The following is a 19797-nucleotide window of genomic DNA, read 5'->3' on the forward strand; positions in this document are numbered from 1 at the left end:
GGGGACGATGAGGTGGGGTAGACCATGAACGCGCCGTACGACGGTGACCGTGGCCAAGGCGCGGGCGGTTCCGCATCGTCCGAGGGCATGCCACCCGGCCCTCCCGAGGGGGGCCAGGTGCCGCCGGGGCCTGCCGCCGACATGTACCTCCAGGACGCCTACGACCAGGATCCGTACCGCGATCAGGACCTCACCGCCCAGGACCCGGTGACGGAGGCGCTGTACGACCGCTCCGCGCACCCTCCGCCGCCTCCCGGCACCTACCAGGAGACACAGGCGCTCTACGCACAGCCGCCCGCCCCGCAGTACGCCCCCGACCCGCGTATCTGGGCGCAGACGCCGCCGCCCGAGCCCGAGGGCCCGAGCCGGCAGCTGCCGTACGGCGACGATGCCCGTACGACCCAGTTCGTCGGCGTCGACGACCTTGTCACCGGGGCCGCCGAAGAGAGCCACGAGCCGGACGCCTTCGCGCATCTCTTCCGGGACCAGAGCGGCCCGGGCGGGCGTCCCGCTGGTGGGCCCACGGCCGTCTCGGCACCGGCCGCTGGGCCGTCCTCTGAGCCCACCACGCCCACCGTGCCCGCGCCCGCCCCGGCTCCTGCTCCCGTCTCGTCAGCAAAGAAGACCGGCCGGGCGGCCGGCCTCCTGAAGTCGAGCGCCGTGATGGCGGCGGGCACGATGGTGTCCCGGCTCACCGGTTTCATCCGCTCCGCAATGATCGTCGCGGCCCTGGGCCTCGGCCTCCTCGGCGACTCGTTCCAGGTCGCATACCAGCTGCCGACGATGATCTACATTCTGACCGTCGGCGGCGGCCTCAATTCGGTCTTCGTGCCGCAGCTCGTGCGGGCCATGAAGGACGACGAGGACGGCGGCGAGGCCTACGCCAACCGCCTGCTGACCCTCGTCATGGTGGCGCTCGGCGCCCTCACCGTGCTCGCGATGTTCGCCGCGCCGCTCCTGGTCCGCATGCTGTCGGTGCCGGTCGCGAGTGATCCTGCGGCAAACGAGGTCGCCGTCACCTTCACCCGTTACTTCTTGCCCTCGATCTTCTTCATGGGCGTCCACGTGGTGATGGGGCAGATCCTCAACGCCCGCGGCAAGTTCGGCGCGATGATGTGGACCCCGGTCCTCAACAACATCGTCATCATCGTGACGCTCGGCATGTTCCTCTGGGTCTACGGCACAGCCGCGAACTCCCACATGGCAGTCGAGACCATCCCGCCGGAGGGCCAGCGGCTGCTCGGCGTCGGTGTCCTCCTCGGCCTCGTCGTCCAGGCCCTCGCGATGATCCCGTATCTGCGCGAGACCGGGTTCCGGCTGCGGCTGCGCTTCGACTGGAAGGGCCACGGCCTCGGCAAGGCCGCGATGCTCGCCAAGTGGACGGTGCTCTTCGTCCTCGCCAACCAGGCGGGCGCAATCGTCGTCACGCAGCTGTCCACCGCCGCGGGCAAGGACTCCCCTGTCAAGGGCACCGGCTTCGCCGCCTACGCCAACGCTCAGCTCATCTGGGGCCTGCCGCAGGCGATCATCACCGTCTCGCTCATGGCCGCGCTGCTGCCGAGGCTCTCGCGATCGGCCCATGACAACGACACCGGCGCGGTACACGACGACATCTCCCAGGGCCTGCGCACCACCGCCGTCGCCATCGTGCCCATCGCCTTCGGCTTCATCGCGCTCGGCATCCCGATGTGCACGCTGATCTTCGGCTCCTCGGGCAGCGCCGCAGCCACGAACATGGGCTACATGCTGATGGCCTTCGGCCTCGGCCTGATCCCATACTCCGTGCAGTACGTCGTGCTGCGCGCCTTCTACGCGTACGAGGACACCCGGACCCCCTTCTACAACACCGTCATCGTGGCCGTCGTCAACGCCGGGGCATCGTGGCTCTGCTTCGTGCTGCTTCCGTCCCGCTGGGCCGTGGTCGGCATGGCCGCCTCGTACGGCCTCGCGTACGCGATCGGTGTGGGCGTCGCCTGGCGTCGGCTGCGCAAGCGCCTGGGCGGCGATCTGGACGGCTCCCATGTCATCCGTACCTATGCCCGTCTCGCCATGGCTTCGCTGCCCGCCGCGCTGCTCGCCGGCGCGGTCTGCTACGGAATCACCCAGGGGCTGGGACAGGGCGTCGCAGGTTCGCTGGCCGCCCTCCTCGGCGGCGGCATCGCGCTCCTTGGAGTCTTCTACGTCGCCGCAAGGCGGATGCGGATCGCCGAGCTCAACTCGATGGTCGGTATGGTGCGCGGACGCCTGGGGCGCTGAACCCCGGGTACGCGCACAACCATCGCCGACCACCGTGTGTCGTGCATAGCGGCGGACTGTGGGCACAATTGGCTTTGGCGTCTGAACAGAGCGCAATGGATGGGGAGGCAGGAACGACGGTGGCGGAACGGAGCACGGCTGCCGTCGACGTGGCAGACAACAGCGGTGACGAGCCGCTGGCCGCCAAGGCGGACGAGGCCACGGCCGACGGGGTGGCCGAGACTGGGGAGCGGAACACAGCGGGCGATGAAGCGGACGAGGCGCGCGGGGACACCACCCCGAAGGCCGCCCCGGTCCAGGCCTCGCCACCGGAACTACACAGCGGCCACAAGCTCGCCAGACGCTACCGGCTCGAGGAGTGCGTCACCCGTCTGGACGGGTTCAGCAGCTGGCGTGCAGTGGATGAGAAGCTGCGCCGTGCCGTCGGCGTGCATCTGCTGCCTGCCGATCATCCGCGGGCCCGCTCGGTGTTGGCCGCCGCCCGTTCGTCCGCGCTGCTGGGCGATCCGCGCTTCGTCCAGGTCCTGGACGCGGTCGAGGAGAACGACCTCGTCTATGTCGTGCACGAGTGGCTGCCGGACGCCACGGAGCTGACGACGCTCCTGGCCGCCGGCCCGCTTGAGGTGCACGACGCGTACCAGCTCGTCAACCAGGTCTCCCAGGCCATGGCCGCCGCGCACCGCGAAGGCCTGGCCCATCTGCGTCTGACGCCGAGCGCCGTACTGCGCACCTCGTCCGGCCAGTGGCGCATCCGCGGCCTCGCCGTGAACGCCGCGCTGCGCGGCATCAGCTCCGACACCCCCCAGCGCACCGACACCGAGGCCATCGGCGCACTGCTGTACGCGGCCCTGACTCAGCGCTGGCCGTACGAGGACGACGCGTTCGGGCTCTCCGGGCTGCCGAAGGACGTCGGGCTGATCGCCCCCGACCAGGTGCGGGCAGGCGTACACCGAGGTCTCTCGGAGCTTGCGATGCGCGCCCTGGTCAACGACGGCGCGACGGCTTCGCGCCAGGAGCCTCCGTGCACCACACCGGAGGAGCTGGTGAAGGCGATCGGCGAGATGCCTCGCATCCGCCCGCCGGAGCCGGCGTTCACCGCCCCGCCCGAGTACCAGCGCACGACGTACCAGCAGGGCACGTACGCCCGGGCCCAGGCCGTTCCCGGGGCCACCGCGCCGGTGCCGACACCCCCGCCCCCGCTGCAGAGCCGTACCGGCAAGGCCCTCAAGTGGGCCGTGTCCGCCTTGCTCATCGCCGCGCTCGGTCTCGGCAGCTGGCAGCTCGCGGACGCCCTGATGGACCAGGGGAAGTCCAAGGAGCCCCCGCCATCCCAGACGACCGGCGACAGCGACGGCGACAAGGGCTCGCAGAAGACGGCGCTGAAGACGATCACCATTCAGGGTGCGCAGGAGTACGTGGCCGAGGGCTCTGCCCAGGCGCCCGAGGACGTGGCCAAGACGTATGACGGTGACAGCTCCACGTACTGGCGCACCAAGCGCTACGACGACGGGCCGGAGCTGGCGCCGTACAAACCGGGTGTCGGCATCGCCTACGACCTGGGCTCGGCCCAGGAGGTGTCGGCTGCATCCATAGGGCTCCGGTACAGCGGCGACCACACAACGGTCCACCTGTACGCCACGGACGCCCTGTCTCCTTCGACACTGGTCAGCGGGATGAAGGAGATCGGGTCCATTACGACGAACGGCACCACTGCGTCGGTGAAAGCCAAGAAGCCGGTGAAGACTCGGTACGTGCTGCTGTGGCTCACGGACGTGCCCATGGCGCCCGCCGACGGATACAGCAGCGCGGGATACAAGCAGGCCATCACGGACGTGAAGTTCAAGGGCTGACGGACGCCTGGGGGGAGGCCGACCGTGAACGACGCCGCATATGGCGCCTTGAGCGACCAGGACCTCCTGGCCCGCCACGTAGCGGGGGACAAGGACGCTTTCGGCGAGCTCGTACGGCGCCACCGCGACCGCCTGTGGGCGGTCGCGCTGCGCACGCTCGGGGACCGTGAGGAGGCCGCCGACGCGGTCCAGGACGCGCTGGTCTCCGCCTACCGGTCCGCTCACACCTTCCGCGGACAGTCCGCCGTCACCACGTGGCTGCACCGGATCACGGTGAATGCCTGCCTGGACCGCGTACGCAAGGCCGCCTCCCGCAAGACGTCTCCCGTCAACGAAACCGAACGGCTGGAGCAGCTCCTCGAGCCACACGAGTCAGCGGCCGCGCCCGTCGAGCGCAACGACCTCCATCGCCAGCTTCTGGAGGCGCTGCACACCCTGCCCGCAGATCAGCGTGCAGCTCTGGTCCTCGTAGATATGCAGGGCTATCCCGTCGCCGAGGCCGCCCGAATTCTCGACGTCCCCACCGGAACGGTGAAGAGCCGCTGCGCACGCGGCAGAGCCAGACTGCTCCCGCTGCTCACGCATCTGCGGGCAGAGAGCAGCGGTGGGAGCGGGAGTCAGAGCAAGAAGCCGGGTGCGGAAAGGAACCGGACGCAGGAGACATCCGTCCCACCAGCAGCAGAGCCGAAAGACCCAGATGCAGTGAAGGGCGGAGGTGGACACGCGTGAGTTCCACGACCGGCACGGCCGGGCATCCGGACGTCACCGAGATCTCCGACCTGGCCGAGGGTCTCCTCTCTCCGGCCCGCACTGGCGATGTACGGCGGCATCTGGAGGGCTGCGCGCTCTGCGCCGAGGTGTACGACTCCCTTGAGGAGATCCGGGGCCTGCTCGGCACCCTGCCCGGCCCGGCGCGGATGCCCGCCGATGTCGCCGGACGTATCGACGCCGCGCTGGCCGCGGAAGCGCTGCTCGACGCCACGGCGCCCGCGACGACAGAGACCGTCGTCCATGTTTCACGTGAAACATCGCGTGCGGACGAACCTGACAGTCCGGCGGACCGGCCGGCGGGACGTCCCCGTGGGGCCACCGGCCCTGGGCGACAGAACCAGGTGCGTCCTCGCCGTCGCAGGACTCTGGTGCTCGGTGCCGTCCTCACGGCAGCCGCAATGGGACTGGGCACCCTGCTGGTGCAGTCGCTCAACGGCACCCCGTCGGACGAGCCCCCGCAGGCGACGAAGGAACGCGCTGCCAGCGAGCAGACCTTCTCCACAGCGACGCTGGAGGAGCAGGTGGCGGACCTCCTCGGCAAGGGCTCGGCCCCGGAATCACCCTCTGGCAGCTCCGAGCCCTCGTTCAATGCTGAGACCGGTCCAGAGACCTCGAAGCCAAACGAGCCCATGCTGAAGTCCTCGGTCCCGGTGCCCGGCTGCGTCCGGGCAGGGATCGGCCGCAGCGACGAGGCCCTCGGTGTCGAGGAGGGCACCTACGAGGGCAAGGACTCCTATCTCGTCGTGCTGCCGCATGAGTCCGATCCCACAAAGGTCTCTGCCTACGTGGTCGACGCTTCCTGCGAGAAGTCGCCGGACTCGGAGGGCAAGGTCCTGCTCACCCGCTCGTACGCCCACCCCTGACCGCCTACCGCGGAACGCCGGATCCGTCGCGCCACAGCACATCCCCGTGTGCTCGGACACGTAGGGAATGCGCGCCCCGTAGGATCCGTTGGGTGGGGTGAGAGCCCGGAAACGGGCTCCACCGGCAGTAGCGAAGCAGTCCCCAGAGACGAGGAATCAAGCCGTGAGCGACGTCCGTAACGTGATCATCATCGGCTCCGGGCCCGCCGGCTACACGGCGGCGCTCTACACCGCGCGCGCGTCGCTGAAGCCGCTGGTGTTCGAGGGCGCCGTCACCGCGGGTGGCGCACTGATGAACACTACCGAGGTGGAGAACTTCCCCGGCTTCCAGGACGGCATCATGGGCCCCGAGCTCATGGACAACATGCGCGCCCAGGCCGAGCGCTTCGGCGCCGAGCTGGTTCCGGACGATGTCGTCACCGTGGACCTCAGTGGTGACATCAAGACCGTCACGGACACGTCGGGCACCGTGCACCAGGCCAAGGCTGTGATCGTCACCACCGGCTCCCAGCACCGCAAGCTCGGCCTACCGAACGAGGACGCGCTCTCGGGACGTGGTGTCTCCTGGTGCGCCACGTGTGACGGCTTCTTCTTCAAGGACCAGGACATCGCCGTGATCGGCGGCGGCGACACCGCCATGGAGGAGGCGACCTTCCTCTCTCGCTTCGCCAAGTCGGTGACGATCGTCCACCGCCGCGACAGCCTCCGGGCCTCGAAGGCGATGCAGGAGCGCGCCTTCGCCGACCCGAAGATCAAGTTCGTGTGGGACAGCGAGGTGGCCGAGATCCACGGCGACCAGAAGCTCTCGAGCCTGACGCTGCGCAACGTCAAAACCGGCGAGATCTCCGAGCTGCCCGTGACGGGTCTGTTCATCGCGATCGGCCACGACCCGCGCACCGAGCTCTTCAAGGGCCAGCTCGACCTCGACGACGAGGGATATCTGAAGGTCGACGCGCCCTCGACCCGGACGAACATCACCGGCGTCTTCGCCGGCGGCGACGTCGTCGACCACACCTACCGACAGGCGATCACCGCCGCCGGCACCGGGTGCTCCGCGGCCCTCGACGCCGAGCGCTACCTCGCTGCCCTCTCGGACAGCGAGACCGCTGCTGCCACCGTCTGACCCTCACCCGCCCCACCGCACAACGATTAAGGAGCCCGCCGTGGCCGGCACTCTGAAGAATGTGACCGACGATTCCTTCGAGCAGGACGTGCTCAAGAGCGACAAGCCCGTTCTGGTGGACTTCTGGGCCGCCTGGTGCGGTCCGTGCCGCCAGATCGCGCCGTCCCTCGAGGCGATTGCGGCTGAGTACGGCGACAAGATCGAGGTCGTGAAGCTCAACATCGACGAGAACCCCAACACCGCCGCGAAGTACGGCGTGATGTCCATCCCGACCCTGAACGTCTACCAGGGCGGCGAGGTGGCGAAGACCATCGTCGGTGCAAAGCCGAAGGCCGCGATCGTGCGCGACCTCGAGGACTTCATCGCCGAGTAAGCGGCGGCGCTGTTTCACGTGAAACACGGATGGGCCAGCCCTGTGGGGCTGGCCCATCCGTGTTTCTCTGGTGGCTTCACAGGGGCCGCAGCGCGGGCTCCTTCTGGACGGCTCCGAGCAGCCGGTCCAGGGCCATCTCGACGTCTTCCTTCCACGACAGCGTCGTACGCAGCTCAAGCCTCATCCTTGGATACGTGGGATGCGGCCGGACCGTCTTGAAGCCCACCGCGAGCAGATGGTCCGCCGGCAGCACACAGGCGGGCTCCTTCCACTGGGCGTGCCCGAATGCCTCGATCGCCTTGAATCCCCGACGCAACAGATCCTTGGCCACTGTCTGGACCATGACGCGGCCCAGACCCTGGTCCTGATAACCAGGGATGATGAAAGCGGTCATCAACTGGACGGCGTCCGGTGAGACGGGGCTTGTCGGGAAGGCCATGGCTCGGGGCACATAGGCCGGGGGCGCGTACAGGACGAAGCCCACAGGAACGTCATCGACGTAAACGACTCGTCCGCAGGAGCCCCACTCCAGGAGGACGGCGGAGATCCAGGCTTCCTTCTCCAGCTCCTGCGTCCCCGCTTTCAGCGCTGCTTGCCCACTGACCGGATCCAGCTCCCAGAAGACACACGAGCGACAACGCTTGGGGAGATCCGGAAGGTTGTCCAGCGTGAGCGGTACGAGCCGACGCCCCATGAAGGCAGTTCCTCACTTCCTTCGCCCGCCGCATCACGGGCGGCTGTCAGAGCGCTCCGTTCCCTGAGCAGACTGCCGACGAACCCGCCGACGGCCCCCAGCCCGAGGCCTGTCGTCACCAGCCCGGTGCGGCTCACCGATCGCATGGCCCCCGCCTCCCCAATAAGGTGCCGCCAGATGGATGCGCCAAACCCGTTCGCATCGTATCCGCGCAGCGATTGCATCGATACCGTCTGAAAGCAAAGAGCAGGCCGTGTTCCGGTACAGACCGGACAGGGCCCGCTCTTTCTGCTCGGCAGATCGTCTGCGGTGCTCGACAGCCCCTCAGCCTTCGTGGAAAGCGCTCAGCCTTCCGTGTCCTCGGAGGCGTCCTCCGTGAGGCCGTGCTGCAGAACCGGTCCCTCACCCGGGGCGAGCGTTCCAAGAATGCGCTCCAGGTCGTCCATCGACGCGAACTCGACGACGATCTTGCCCTTCTTCTGGCCCAGGTCCACCTTCACCCTCGTCTCGAAGCGGTCCGAGAGACGGGTGGCGAGGTCGCTCAGCGCGGGGGAGACACGGCTTCCGGCGCGCGGCCCTTTGGACCTCGCCGTGCTCTTCGGTCCCATCAGGGTCACGATCTCCTCGACTGCCCGCACCGAGAGCCCCTCGGCCACGATCCGGTGCGCCAGCCTGTCCTGCTCCTCCGAGTCCTCCACGGACAGGAGTGCACGCGCATGTCCCGCGGAGAGCACCCCGGCGGCGACCCTGCGCTGTACGGCCGGCGAGAGCTTCAGCAGCCGGAGCGTGTTGGAGACCTGCGGACGTGACCGGCCGATCCGGTCCGCCAGCTGATCATGCGTGCAGTTGAAGTCCTTGAGCAGCTGGTCGTAGGCGGCAGCCTCTTCCAACGGGTTCAGCTGAGCGCGGTGCAGGTTCTCCAGCAGCGCATCCAGGAGGAGCTTCTCGTCCTCCGTCGCCCGCACAATCGCCGGGATGGCGTCCAGCCCGGCCTCACGGCAGGCGCGCCAGCGCCGCTCGCCCATGATGAGCTCGTAGCGGGAGGGCGCCAGCTGTCGTACGACGACAGGCTGGAGAAGCCCGACCTCCTTGATCGAGGTGACGAGCTCAGCCAGGGCGTCCTCGTCAAAGACCTCGCGCGGCTGCCGCGGGTTGGGCGTGATCGCGTCGAGGGGCAGTTCGGCGAAGTGAGCTCCGGCCGGGCTCTGCGGGGGTTCCACCGGAGCATTCGACGGCTCCGTTGTTTCATGTGAAACAGAGCCCTGGGACAGGGTGGCCATCTTCGCGGCCGCCACTCCCCGTTCCGCGGTCAGGACAGGAACGGTGGAGGATGCAGCCGGTGCTCCGTTCGCTGCCGGGGGCAGCGGCTTCTCGCCTGTCGGGGCCGCTGGGATCAGGGCGCCGAGGCCACGCCCCAGACCCCTTCGTCGCTCACTCACTGGATCCCCTCCGCCATATTCTGCTGATCATTCTGAGCGCCCAGGTGGGCATGCTGTGCGTCGTAGTGAATGCCCACCCCGCGCAGCGCGATCTCCCGCGCCGCCTCCAGGTACGAGAGAGCACCGCTCGACCCTGGATCGTATGTCAGCACTGTCTGCCCATAGCTCGGCGCCTCGGAGATACGCACGGAGCGCGGGATGCTCGTGCGAAGAACCTCGTCACCGAAGTGATTGCGCACCTCTTCCGCCACCTGAGAAGCCAGTCGGGTCCGGCCGTCGTACATGGTGAGGAGGATCGTCGAAACATGCAGGGCAGGGTTGAGGTGTCCGCGCACCAGGTCGACATTGCGCAGAAGCTGGCCAAGCCCCTCCAGCGCGTAGTACTCGCACTGGATCGGGATCAGCACCTCGGCACCGGCCACGAGGGCATTGACCGTCAGCAGACCCAGAGACGGCGGGCAGTCGATGAGGATGTAGTCCAGCGGCTGCTCATACGCCTGGATCGCCCTCTGCAGGCGGCTCTCCCGTGCCACCAGCGACACCAACTCGATCTCCGCACCGGCGAGATCGATCGTGGCGGGCGCACAGAAGAGGCCCTCGACATCGGGCACCGGCTGGACGACTTCGGAGAGCGGCTTGCTCTCGACCAACACGTCATAGATGGACGGGACTTCGGCGTGATGGTCGATGCCGAGAGCAGTCGATGCGTTGCCCTGGGGGTCCAGGTCGATCACCAGGACGCGTCCGCCATGCAGGGCAAGCGAGGCGGCAAGGTTCACCGTCGTCGTGGTCTTGCCCACACCACCCTTCTGGTTGGCGACCACCATGACCCGGGTTTCCGCGGGCCGCGGCAGGCCCTCGCCGGCGCGGCCCAGGGCCTCCACCGCTAGTTGGGCAGCACGACCGATCGGGGTGTCGTCCATCGGGGGCGGTGTTTCACGTGAAACATCCTCCCCCGTGGACTCGGTACGGGGACCGGGGACCGGGTCGGTCATCGGCCCTGCGATGTTGGCGTCGGACCGCAACGATTCACTCTCCTCGACTACAGGCTCGCAATGAACAGAGCCTCCCATGCTTTCGGGGTCGTGAACCAGCGAGGCCCGGTCTTCTGTGGAGGATTCCACCTCTGTGGAAAACTCCGCGCCACTTCCGAGGGACCCGAGAGGCCGACGGTCGCGCGGTTCGGCAGCAGCGCGGCCGCGACTGATGATGCCATGCAAAAGTGAGCGACGTTTCACGTGAAACACGATGCCTAGCGACCCGGGCATGGCTTGCACGACACTCCGACTTACGCCGGTTTGGCAGCTTGTGTGGAGTACCGGCCAGTCGTCAGGACGGATCAGCGACGGCGCCGAGACCGCCCGGTCCGCGCAGCCTTGGCCCGCTTGGCGGCGAACCGTACGCCACCCGGGCTCTCCCCGACCTCGACGCGCACCACCGTGGAGGGCGGATCCACCACTCCGTCCCCTACGTGCAGGACCGAGACATCGACCGCACCGAGTTTGCTCAGGGCCGCCCCTGCGCTCTTGACCTCTTCCTCGGCGGTGTCGCCCTTGAGGGCGAGCATCTCTCCGTACGGACGCAGCAGCGGAACACCCCAAGCCGCCAGCCGGTCCAGCGGGGCAACGGCCCGTGCCGTGACCACATGGACGGGCGGCAGCTTACCGAGGACCTCCTCGGCGCGGCCGCGCACGACCGTCACATGGTCGAGGCCGAGCAGCTCGACCACTTCGGTGAGGAAGTTCGTGCGCCGCAGCAGCGGCTCGAGAAGCGTGATCTTCAGGTCCGGCCGGACGAGGGCCAGCGGGATACCGGGAAGCCCTGCGCCGGAACCCACGTCGCAGACCGTCACCCCCTCGGGCACGACCTCGGACAGCACGGCGCAGTTCAGCAGGTGCCGTTCCCACAGCCGCGGGACCTCGCGAGGGCCGATGAGACCGCGCTGCACTCCCGTATCGGCCAGCAACTCCGCGTATCGCACAGCGTCCGCGAAGCGATCGCCGAATACCGCCCGGGCCTGCTCCGGCGCCGGGGGGAGCTCCGCTGCCTCCGTCACGGGGACCGTCCTTCCGTACCGCACTGCCGCAATGGGTGCTGACTATCAGGCTGACAAAGACCGGCCCCGCCTGCGAACAGACGGGGCCGGGACAACAGGGTGCCGATCAGGCAGGGAGTACGACGACGAAGCGCTGAGGCTCCTCGCCCTCGGACTCGCTGCGCAGGCCGGCGGCCTTGACCGCATCGTGCACGACCTTGCGCTCGAAGGGGGTCATCGGCCGGAGCTTCACCGCTTCGCCGTTGCTCTTGACCTCGGCCGCGGCCTTGGCGCCCAGCTCGGAGAGCTCCTCGCGCTTCTTCGCGCGGTAGCCGGCGATGTCCAGCATCAGCCGGCTGCGGTCGCCGGTCTCGCGGTGCACCGCGAGGCGGGTCAGCTCCTGCAGAGCCTCGAGCACCTCGCCGTCGCGGCCGACCAGCTTCTGCAGGTCACGGCTGCCCGTGTCGCTGACGATCGAGACAGCGGCACGGTCGGCCTCGACGTCCATGTCGATGTCACCGTCGAGGTCGGCGATGTCCAGCAGACCCTCGAGGTAGTCCGCCGCGATCTCACCCTCCTGCTCAAGGCGGGTCAGGGTGTCGCCACCCTCAGGAGCGGCGGAGGTGGTGCCTTCCGTCACGGGATGGACTCCTTACTTCTTGGACGGGTGCTTGGGGCGCTGCTGGCCCCTGCGCTGTCCGGACTTGGCTTGGCGTGCGGTACCGGCGCCGGACTGGCTGCCCGCCGGCTTGTCCTGGGGAGCGGCGTCCTGAGGCTCGTCCTTCTTCTCCAGCGACGCCTTGGGGGCGGCCTCATCCGCCGTCTTGGGGGCCGCCTGGGACGCGGCGGCCTGGCGCTGCGCCTTGGACTGGCGCTTGGGCTGCTGACGCTTGGGAGCGGCGCCGGCAGCACCGGCAGAAGGAGCCCCGTCGCCCGACTCGGCGGCCACCGTGGTCTCGCTCACCATCACGGTGCCGTCGGCCTGGGCGGCAAGGCCTGCCTTGTTCAGGCCGTTGATGAACTTCCGCTCGTACTCGTTGCGGTCGCGGCCCTTGGCGACGATCGCCTTGACGATGGTCCTCTCGCTGCGCCGGCGGACCTTGCCGTGGTTCGTGACGTGCTTGGTCAGGCGCTCCAGGTAGGCGGCCTGGGCCTTGGAACCCGGGGTCGGGTTGTTGTGAATGACGTACATCTGCTGGCCCATGGTCCACACGTTCGTGGTCAGCCAGTAGACGAGGACACCGACCGGGAAGTTGATACCGAAGACGGCGAACATGATGGGGAAGACGTACATCAACATCTTCTGCTGCTGCATGAACGGCGTCTTCACCGTCGTGTCGACGTTCTTCGTCATCAGCTGGCGCTGCGTGTAGAACTGCGACGCCGACATCAGGACGATCATGATCGCGGTGACGACCCGGACGTCGGTCAGCGAGGCGCCGAGCTGGGCGACCTTGTCAGCGTTGTCCGTGAACTTCGCAGCGAGCGGGGCACCGAAAATGTGCGCCTGACGGGCACTGGCCAGCAGCTGATCGTCGATGACACCGATCGTCTTGCCCGTCGCGATGCCGTTGAGCACGTGGTACAGGGCGAAGAAGAACGGGGACTGCGCCAGGATGGGAAGGCACGAGGAGAGCGGGTTGGTACCCGTCTCCTTGTACAGCTTCATCATCTCTTCGGACTGGCGCTGCTTGTCGTTCTTGTAGCGCTCCTGGATCTTCTTCATCTCGGGCTGCAGCGTCTGCATGGCCCGAGTCGCCTTGATCTGCTTCACGAAGAGCGGGATCAGGCAGATACGGATCAGGATCACGAGGGACACGATGGACAGGCCCCAGGCCCAGCCCGTGTCGGGACCGAAGAGCTTCCCGTACACCGAGTGGAACTGGACGATGACCCACGAAACGGGTGTCGTGATAAAGCTGAACAGACTGGCAATCGTGTCCACTAATCAGGCTCCTTGAGCATGGGACGGGGTCTCGGCGGCCGAGCTCGAGGGGTCAGGACGGTGCCCTATGGAAGGCACGCCCTCGGCGGAGGTCCCGCCCTTGCGTTCGCGCCATGCGTTGCGCAGCATTTCGTGCCACCGCGGACGCTTGCGCGGAGGAACATGGTCGACACCGCCGAGCGACCACGGATTGCACCGCAGAATGCGCCAGGCAGTGAGTGCCGTTCCCTTGATCGCACCGTGCAGGTCGATGGCCTGGTAGCCGTAGTGGGAACACGACGGGTAGTACTTGCACACCGGCCCCAGCAGCGGACTGATCGTCCACTGATAGAGCTTGATGAGAGCCAGCAGCGGGTACTTCATCGCGCGCCCCCTCCCAGCAGTCGTTGAAGGGCGGCATCCAGGTCACGGGCCAGCTGTGCATGGTCGGCGTCACCCGCACCGGGCAGCGCTCGTACGACTACCAGGCTACCGGGGGGCAGCTGGGGCAACCGATCACGCATCAGATGGCGAAGTCTGCGCTTCACCGTGTTGCGGACGACCGCACCACCCACTGCCTTGCTCACGACGAAACCCGCACGCGACGGGGAGACGCTCTCCCCAGGCGCGTGCGGGTCCGTTGCACCGCTACGTAGGTGGACGACGAGAAGCGGGCGTCCGGCCCGGCGTCCTCGGCGTACCGCGGTCGCGAAGTCCTCGCGCCGCCTCAGCCGATGCTCGGAAGGCAGCACGACGTCATGACCTGTGTGATCAGGCGGACAGGCTGGCGCGACCCTTGCTGCGGCGGTTCGCGAGAATCGCGCGGCCGGCACGGGTGCGCATCCGCAGGCGGAAGCCGTGGGTCTTCGCGCGACGACGGTTGTTCGGCTGGAAGGTGCGCTTGCTCACTCGGGGGCTCCAGAAATGATTGGGTGGCTGGCGGGGTGTCGCGTGGCTGTCACCGTGCGCCCACGAGTAGCTCGCAATACGCCCGAGTGCACCGCTTCCCGATCACTGATCGTGATCTATGCCCATCGGAGGCAGGCGGCAGCAGCCATCGACAACTCGACCTGGTTACGGTACGCGGGGCTGCGCCGTCCGGTCAAACCAGCGACGCCTGGGGGACACTATCCACAGGCTGGGGACAACAACTTGAACCGTACCGGCCACCCTGACTACCGTGGCTGGACTCCGATTCGTTCCCCCCTGCCCCCGCCCTTCCCGATTCAGACCCTGACCGTCCCGAGAACCACACGTTCGTGGGACCTGTGAGAGAGCGTGCCCTGTGGCTGACGTACCTGCCGATCTTGCCGCAGTGTGGCCACGAGTACTGGAACAGCTCCTCGGGGAGGGCCGCGGTCAGGGCGTCGAGGCGAAGGACGAGCACTGGATCAGGCGGTGTCAGCCGCTGGCACTCGTCGCCGACACCGCGCTGCTCGCCGTTCCGAACGAATTCGCCAAGGGTGTTCTCGAAGGCCGGCTCGCGCACGTCGTCAGCGAGACGCTGAGCCGCGAGTGCGGCCGCCCGATCCGTATCGCGATCACGGTCGACGACTCCGTGGGCGAGCCCCCGGTACCCCCGGCGCCGGCTTCCGCCCCGCGTGACGCAGCCCGGGCGGTGGGCTCGTCACCGCAGCGCTACGAGGAGCCCGAGCTCCCCTCCGAGTCCGGCCAGGGCCGAGACACGTACGAGGGGTACGGCCAGCCTCCCACCGACGATCACACGGGGCACCGCGATCAGCTGCCGACGGTCCGCCCCGCCTACCCGGGCGACTACCAGCGTCCCGAGCCCGGCGCCTGGCCGCGCCCGGCCCAGGACGAGTACAGCTGGCAGCAGCCGCGGCTCGGTTTCCCGGACCGCGACCCGTACGCGACGCCGTCGTCGGCACCTCAGCGCGACTACCGGTCGCAGCCGGGGGACCGTTCTCCGTACGAGCCGGGGTCCCCGTACGAATCGGACCGTTCACCGTACGAATCGGACCGGCAGCGCTACGAGACGGAGCGCGCGCACTACGACTCGGAACGCCCTCAGTACGAGCAGCAGCGCTCCGAGTACGAACAGCGCGCCCGCCACGATCTTCCGGACAGGTCGTCAGGACCGGCCGGACACGGTGGCCGCCCCGGGCCCGGGGCGCACGGCGGCCACGGCATGCACGGCGGCGGGCCCGTCGGCTCCGCGCTACCCGCCTCGAGCGGCGCACCCGGCCCGCTGGCCGCGCAACCGGCCCCCGCGACGGGTCCCGGCGAGCCCACGGCGCGCCTGAATCCCAAGTACCTGTTCGACACGTTCGTCATCGGCGCCTCGAACCGCTTCGCGCACGCCGCGGCCGTCGCCGTCGCCGAGGCACCCGCGAAGGCGTACAACCCCCTCTTCATCTACGGGGATTCGGGGCTCGGCAAAACGCATCTGCTGCATGCGATCGGGCACTACGCGCGCAGCCTCTACCCGGGCACGCGCGTGCGCTACGTGAGCTCCGAGGAGTTCACCAACGAGTTCATCAACTCCATCCGCGACGGCAAGGGCGACAGCTTCCGCAAGCGGTATCGCGAGATGGACATCCTGCTCGTCGACGACATCCAGTTCCTCGCGGAGAAGGAGTCGACGCAGGAGGAGTTCTTCCACACGTTCAATACGCTCCACAACGCGAACAAGCAGATCGTGCTGTCCTCGGACCGGCCGCCCAAGCAGCTGGTGACGCTGGAGGACCGGCTGCGCAACCGCTTCGAGTGGGGTCTGATCACCGACGTCCAGCCGCCCGAGCTGGAGACGCGTATCGCGATCCTCCGCAAGAAGGCGGTGCAGGAGCAGCTCAACGCGCCTCCGGAGGTGCTGGAGTTCATCGCCTCCCGGATCTCGCGCAACATCCGCGAGCTCGAGGGCGCACTGATCCGGGTGACGGCGTTCGCATCCCTCAACCGTCAGCCCGTGGACCTCGGCCTGACGGAGATCGTCCTCAAGGACCTGATTCCGGGGGGCGAGGACTCGGCGCCGGAGATCACGGCGACCGCCATCATGGCTGCGACCGCCGACTACTTCGGGCTGACGGTGGATGACCTCTGCGGATCCTCGCGGAGCCGCGTGCTGGTGACGGCCCGCCAGATCGCCATGTACCTCTGCCGCGAGCTCACCGATCTGTCGCTGCCGAAGATCGGCGCGCAGTTCGGCGGCCGGGACCATACGACGGTGATGCACGCGGACCGCAAGATCCGCGCGCTGATGGCGGAGCGCCGCTCCATCTACAACCAGGTCACCGAGCTCACAAACCGCATCAAGAACGGCTGACGGCGCGCTCACGAGCGGCTGACCGCACTCTCAGGGACGGCTGACGGCGCGCTCAGGGAGCGGCTGACCACATTCTGAGGAACGGCTGAGGCACACTCACGACAAGCTGATGGCGGCGCGCACGCGCGCGTGCAGGGCGTCCAGGGACGAGTTCCCGGGGCGCCCTTCGTCGTTCCACGGCTGCGGCGTGGCCTCCCGGGCGGATGCCGGAGGTCAGTGACGTGTTCGATTCCCAGGTCCGCCCGGCCTCTTCTCCACAGAAACGGGGGTTTTCCTTCCTCCACACCCTGGGGACTGCCGAGTTGTCCAGATCGTGTCCACAGGGGACGCTGACGCGAGACCATCTACCCAGGCCAGGGACCTGTGGATTCGTGGATGAGCGATCTCCACAGGCTGTGGACAGAAAATTGGTCCACAAGAGGCCCGAGACGTTGTCCACCGGCGGCCCACAGGCAGAGGGGCGTTGTCCCCAGCTTTCCCCAGCTTCTCCACACACCTGTCCACTGTTCGGCAACGCAACGCACGCTCTCACTGGCACGAGTGAAAGGCGTCACATCAAGTTGCCCGATTGGGCTGTGGGGAACGTGGGTAAAGCTGGGGACGGCGCTGGGGAGAAGTGGCCCCGTCCTGTGCATCGGGTGTGCAGAACTTTTCCCTGTCCACAGAAGCCCCCTGTTGTCCACCGCTCCCGCCCACAGGCCCGGTGGATAGAAAACCGCCTCTGACCTGCGCATTCGCGGTTATCCACGGTTTCCACAGGCCCTACTACTACCCCTGACTAGATAGACCAGGGAATTCGCCTGGAAGGGGGGCCTGTGCACAACTCGCGGTCCGGTGCTCCAGTGCCGCCCGGTACGACTTGACCCCGAGGGGCACCAGCTGTCAGTGCCGTGCGTCAGACTGGTCTCCCGGTGTCCTTCCCTCCCGAGGGCCGAGCGACACCGAGCCAGACGACGAAGCGAGCAGGCGAGAGCAGCCAGCAACAGCAGGAGGCGGCTTACGGTGAAGATCCGGGTGGAACGCGACGTACTCGCGGAGGCGGTGGCCTGGGCGGCGCGCAGCCTTCCGGCCCGTCCGCCTGCGCCCGTCCTCGCGGGCCTTCTGCTGAAGGCCGAGGACGGCGCGCTGAGCCTGTCCAGCTTCGACTACGAGGTGTCGGCGCGCGTCTCGGTCGAGGCCGAGGTCGAGGAGGAGGGCACCGTGCTCGTCTCCGGCCGGCTCCTCGCCGACATCTCCCGCGCCCTCCCCAACCGCCCGGTGGAGATTTCCACAGACGGTGTACGGGCGACCGTGGTCTGCGGCTCGTCCCGGTTCACACTCCACACCCTGCCTGTGGAGGAGTACCCGGCGCTGCCGCAGATGCCGAACGCCACGGGCACGGTCCCCGGCGAGGTCTTCGCCTCCGCGGCCGCCCAGGTGGCCATCGCCGCCGGCCGAGACGACACGCTCCCTGTCCTCACCGGCGTGCGCATCGAGATCGAGGGCGACACGGTCACGCTGGCCTCCACCGACCGCTACCGCTTCGCGGTCCGCGAGTTCCTGTGGAAGCCGGAGAACCCGGACGCCTCCGCGGTCGCCCTGGTCCCCGCCAAGACGCTCCTGGACACCGCCAAGGCGCTCACCAGCGGCGACAGCGTCACCCTGGCGCTGTCCGGCTCGGGCGCAGGCGAGGGCCTCATCGGTTTCGAGGGCGCCGGGCGTCGTACGACGACCCGCCTGCTGGAGGGCGACCTCCCGAAGTACCGCACGCTGTTCCCGACGGAGTTCAACTCGGTCGCGGTCATCGAGACCGGCCCGTTCGTCGAGGCCGTCAAGCGTGTGGCTCTTGTGGCCGAGCGGAACACGCCGGTGCGGCTCAGCTTCGAGCAGGGTGTGCTCACCCTGGAGGCCGGTTCCAGCGACGATGCACAGGCTGTGGAGAGGGTGGACGCCCAGCTGGAGGGCGACGACATCTCGATCGCCTTCAACCCGACGTTCCTGCTGGACGGCCTGAGCGCCATCGACTCCCCGGTGGCGCAGCTCTCCTTCACGACGTCCACCAAGCCGGCCCTGCTCAGCGGCAAGCCGGCCGTGGACGCCGAGGCGGACGAGGCGTACAAGTACCTGATCATGCCGGTCCGGCTCTCGGGCTGAGAGTCGGGGGCGGGCATCACCGCAGGTGGGATCGCCTGAGCGGCTGAGCCCACAGGTGTGCACGCCGGTCCGGGCGTAGGCTCGGACGCGGGTACGAAAGTGCCGGAAAGCCACCTCGCTAAGTGAAGGAACCACTGATGGAGCTCGGTCTCGTCGGCCTCGGCAAGATGGGCGGCAACATGCGCGAGCGGATCCGCCGCGCAGGTCACACCGTCATCGGATACGACCGCAACCCGGAACTCGCCGATGTCCACAGCCTCGAGGAGCTTGTGGGCAAGCTCAAGGGCCCGCGGGTGGTGTGGGTGATGGTCCCGGCCGGTGCCGCGACCCAGTCCACCATCGACGAGCTGGCCGCCCTGCTGGAGCCGGGCGACGTCGTCGTGGACGGCGGCAACTCCCGCTGGACGGACGACGAGAAGCACGCCGTCGAGCTGGGCATCAAGGGCATCGGCTTCGTCGACTGCGGTGTCTCCGGCGGCGTATGGGGCCTGGAGAACGGCTATGCGCTGATGTACGGCGGCGACAAGGAGAACGTCGCCAAGGTGCAGCCGATCTTCGACGCCCTGAAGCCGGAGGGCGAGTTCGGCTCGGTGCACGCGGGCAAGGTGGGCGCCGGCCACTTCGCGAAGATGGTCCACAACGGCATCGAGTACGCGATGATGCAGGCCTACGCCGAGGGCTGGGAGCTGCTGGAAGCTGTGGACTCGGTCACCGACGTCCGCGAGGTCTTCCGGTCCTGGCAGGAGGGCACGGTCATCCGCTCCTGGCTGCTGGACCTCGCGGTCAATGCCCTCGACGAGGACGAGCACCTGGAGCAGCTGAAGGGCTACGCGCAGGACTCCGGCGAGGGCCGGTGGACGGTGGAGGCCGCCATCGACAACGCGGTCCCGCTGCCGGCGATCACCGCGTCGCTGTTCGCCCGCTTCGCCTCGCGCCAGGACGACTCCCCGCAGATGAAGATGATCGCGGCCCTGCGCAACCAGTTCGGCGGCCACGCGGTCGAGAAGAACTAAGCAGTACCGAGCAACACCCGAAACACCCTGGGGGAGGTCG

18 protein-coding genes are annotated in these 19797 nt (G+C 68.2%); 9 read left to right on the forward strand and 9 right to left on the reverse strand.

Annotation, left to right across the window (positions count from 1 at the left end; translation table 11 throughout):
* Positions 1 to 24: 24 nt before the first annotated feature.
* The 6 genes from murJ (at position 25) to trxA (ending at position 7236) form a co-directional block, all read left to right on the forward strand.
* Positions 25 to 2256 (forward strand): murein biosynthesis integral membrane protein MurJ, encoded by a 2232-nt coding sequence (gene murJ / locus ABT009_RS09655; RefSeq protein WP_351291425.1) that lies wholly within the window; start codon positions 25 to 27, stop codon positions 2254 to 2256.
* A gap of 119 nt (positions 2257 to 2375) precedes the next feature.
* Positions 2376 to 4106: a protein kinase family protein gene (locus ABT009_RS09660; protein ID WP_351291427.1), complete on the forward strand. Its 1731-nt coding sequence runs from the start codon at positions 2376 to 2378 to the stop codon at positions 4104 to 4106.
* Between the two features lie 24 nt (positions 4107 to 4130).
* Complete coding sequence (sigM, locus tag ABT009_RS09665) at positions 4131 to 4835, forward strand: RNA polymerase sigma factor SigM (RefSeq protein WP_351291429.1); 705 nt, start codon at positions 4131 to 4133, stop codon at positions 4833 to 4835.
* Positions 4832 to 5740: an anti-sigma factor family protein gene (locus ABT009_RS09670; RefSeq protein ID WP_351291431.1), complete on the forward strand. Its 909-nt coding sequence runs from the start codon at positions 4832 to 4834 to the stop codon at positions 5738 to 5740. The genes sigM and ABT009_RS09670 overlap by 4 nt, the downstream gene beginning before the upstream one ends.
* A gap of 163 nt (positions 5741 to 5903) precedes the next feature.
* A complete protein-coding gene (trxB, locus tag ABT009_RS09675) occupies positions 5904 to 6863 on the forward strand; it encodes a thioredoxin-disulfide reductase (protein ID WP_351291433.1) in 960 nt (319 codons plus the stop codon).
* 40 nt (positions 6864 to 6903) lie between these two features.
* On the forward strand, positions 6904 to 7236 hold the full coding sequence (gene trxA / locus ABT009_RS09680) for a thioredoxin (RefSeq protein ID WP_067281759.1): 333 nt from the start codon (positions 6904 to 6906) through the stop codon (positions 7234 to 7236).
* 76 nt (positions 7237 to 7312) lie between these two features.
* On the opposite strand, the gene ABT009_RS09685 is transcribed toward trxA, so the two are convergent.
* From ABT009_RS09685 to rpmH, 9 genes are all read right to left on the reverse strand, one after another.
* The gene (locus ABT009_RS09685) at positions 7313 to 7930 is read right to left on the reverse strand and encodes a GNAT family N-acetyltransferase (protein WP_351291435.1); all 618 of its coding nucleotides are present in this window, start codon (positions 7928 to 7930) and stop codon (positions 7313 to 7315) included.
* 344 nt (positions 7931 to 8274) lie between these two features.
* Positions 8275 to 9369 carry a ParB/RepB/Spo0J family partition protein gene (locus ABT009_RS09690; RefSeq protein WP_351291437.1) on the reverse strand — a complete coding sequence of 365 codons (1095 nt, stop codon included), beginning with the start codon at positions 9367 to 9369 and terminating at the stop codon, positions 8275 to 8277.
* Positions 9366 to 10442, reverse strand: a complete 1077-nt coding sequence (locus ABT009_RS09695) for a ParA family protein (RefSeq protein WP_351292157.1) — start codon at positions 10440 to 10442, stop codon at positions 9366 to 9368. Before ABT009_RS09695 ends, ABT009_RS09690 begins: the two co-directional genes overlap by 4 nt.
* 266 nt (positions 10443 to 10708) lie before the next feature.
* Positions 10709 to 11425 (reverse strand): 16S rRNA (guanine(527)-N(7))-methyltransferase RsmG, encoded by a 717-nt coding sequence (rsmG, locus tag ABT009_RS09700; protein ID WP_351291440.1) that lies wholly within the window; start codon positions 11423 to 11425, stop codon positions 10709 to 10711.
* A 106-nt stretch (positions 11426 to 11531) separates the two neighbouring features.
* Positions 11532 to 12044, reverse strand: a complete 513-nt coding sequence (locus tag ABT009_RS09705; RefSeq protein WP_351291442.1) for a Jag family protein — start codon at positions 12042 to 12044, stop codon at positions 11532 to 11534.
* A 12-nt stretch (positions 12045 to 12056) separates the two neighbouring features.
* Positions 12057 to 13349 (reverse strand): membrane protein insertase YidC, encoded by a 1293-nt coding sequence (gene yidC / locus ABT009_RS09710; RefSeq protein WP_351291444.1) that lies wholly within the window; start codon positions 13347 to 13349, stop codon positions 12057 to 12059.
* Between the two features lie 3 nt (positions 13350 to 13352).
* On the reverse strand, positions 13353 to 13712 hold the full coding sequence (gene yidD, locus ABT009_RS09715) for a membrane protein insertion efficiency factor YidD (RefSeq protein WP_351291446.1): 360 nt from the start codon (positions 13710 to 13712) through the stop codon (positions 13353 to 13355).
* A complete protein-coding gene (rnpA, locus tag ABT009_RS09720) occupies positions 13709 to 14080 on the reverse strand; it encodes a ribonuclease P protein component (RefSeq protein ID WP_351291448.1) in 372 nt (123 codons plus the stop codon). The genes yidD and rnpA overlap by 4 nt, the downstream gene beginning before the upstream one ends.
* Positions 14081 to 14099: 19 nt before the next feature.
* A complete protein-coding gene (rpmH, locus tag ABT009_RS09725) occupies positions 14100 to 14237 on the reverse strand; it encodes a 50S ribosomal protein L34 (protein WP_005482975.1) in 138 nt (45 codons plus the stop codon).
* A gap of 376 nt (positions 14238 to 14613) precedes the next feature.
* Between rpmH and dnaA the strand changes: the two genes are divergently transcribed.
* From dnaA to gnd, 3 genes are all read left to right on the forward strand, one after another.
* Complete coding sequence (gene dnaA, locus ABT009_RS09730; RefSeq protein ID WP_351291450.1) at positions 14614 to 16611, forward strand: chromosomal replication initiator protein DnaA; 1998 nt, start codon at positions 14614 to 14616, stop codon at positions 16609 to 16611.
* A 1002-nt stretch (positions 16612 to 17613) separates the two neighbouring features.
* The gene (gene dnaN, locus ABT009_RS09735; protein WP_351291452.1) at positions 17614 to 18744 is read left to right on the forward strand and encodes a DNA polymerase III subunit beta; all 1131 of its coding nucleotides are present in this window, start codon (positions 17614 to 17616) and stop codon (positions 18742 to 18744) included.
* A gap of 137 nt (positions 18745 to 18881) precedes the next feature.
* Positions 18882 to 19757: a phosphogluconate dehydrogenase (NAD(+)-dependent, decarboxylating) gene (gene gnd, locus ABT009_RS09740; protein WP_351291454.1), complete on the forward strand. Its 876-nt coding sequence runs from the start codon at positions 18882 to 18884 to the stop codon at positions 19755 to 19757.
* Positions 19758 to 19797: the final 40 nt, after the last annotated feature.

Origin of the sequence: Streptomyces sp. NPDC002896, assembly GCF_040295225.1 — a bacterium.
Lineage (GTDB): Bacteria > Actinomycetota > Actinomycetes > Streptomycetales > Streptomycetaceae > Streptomyces.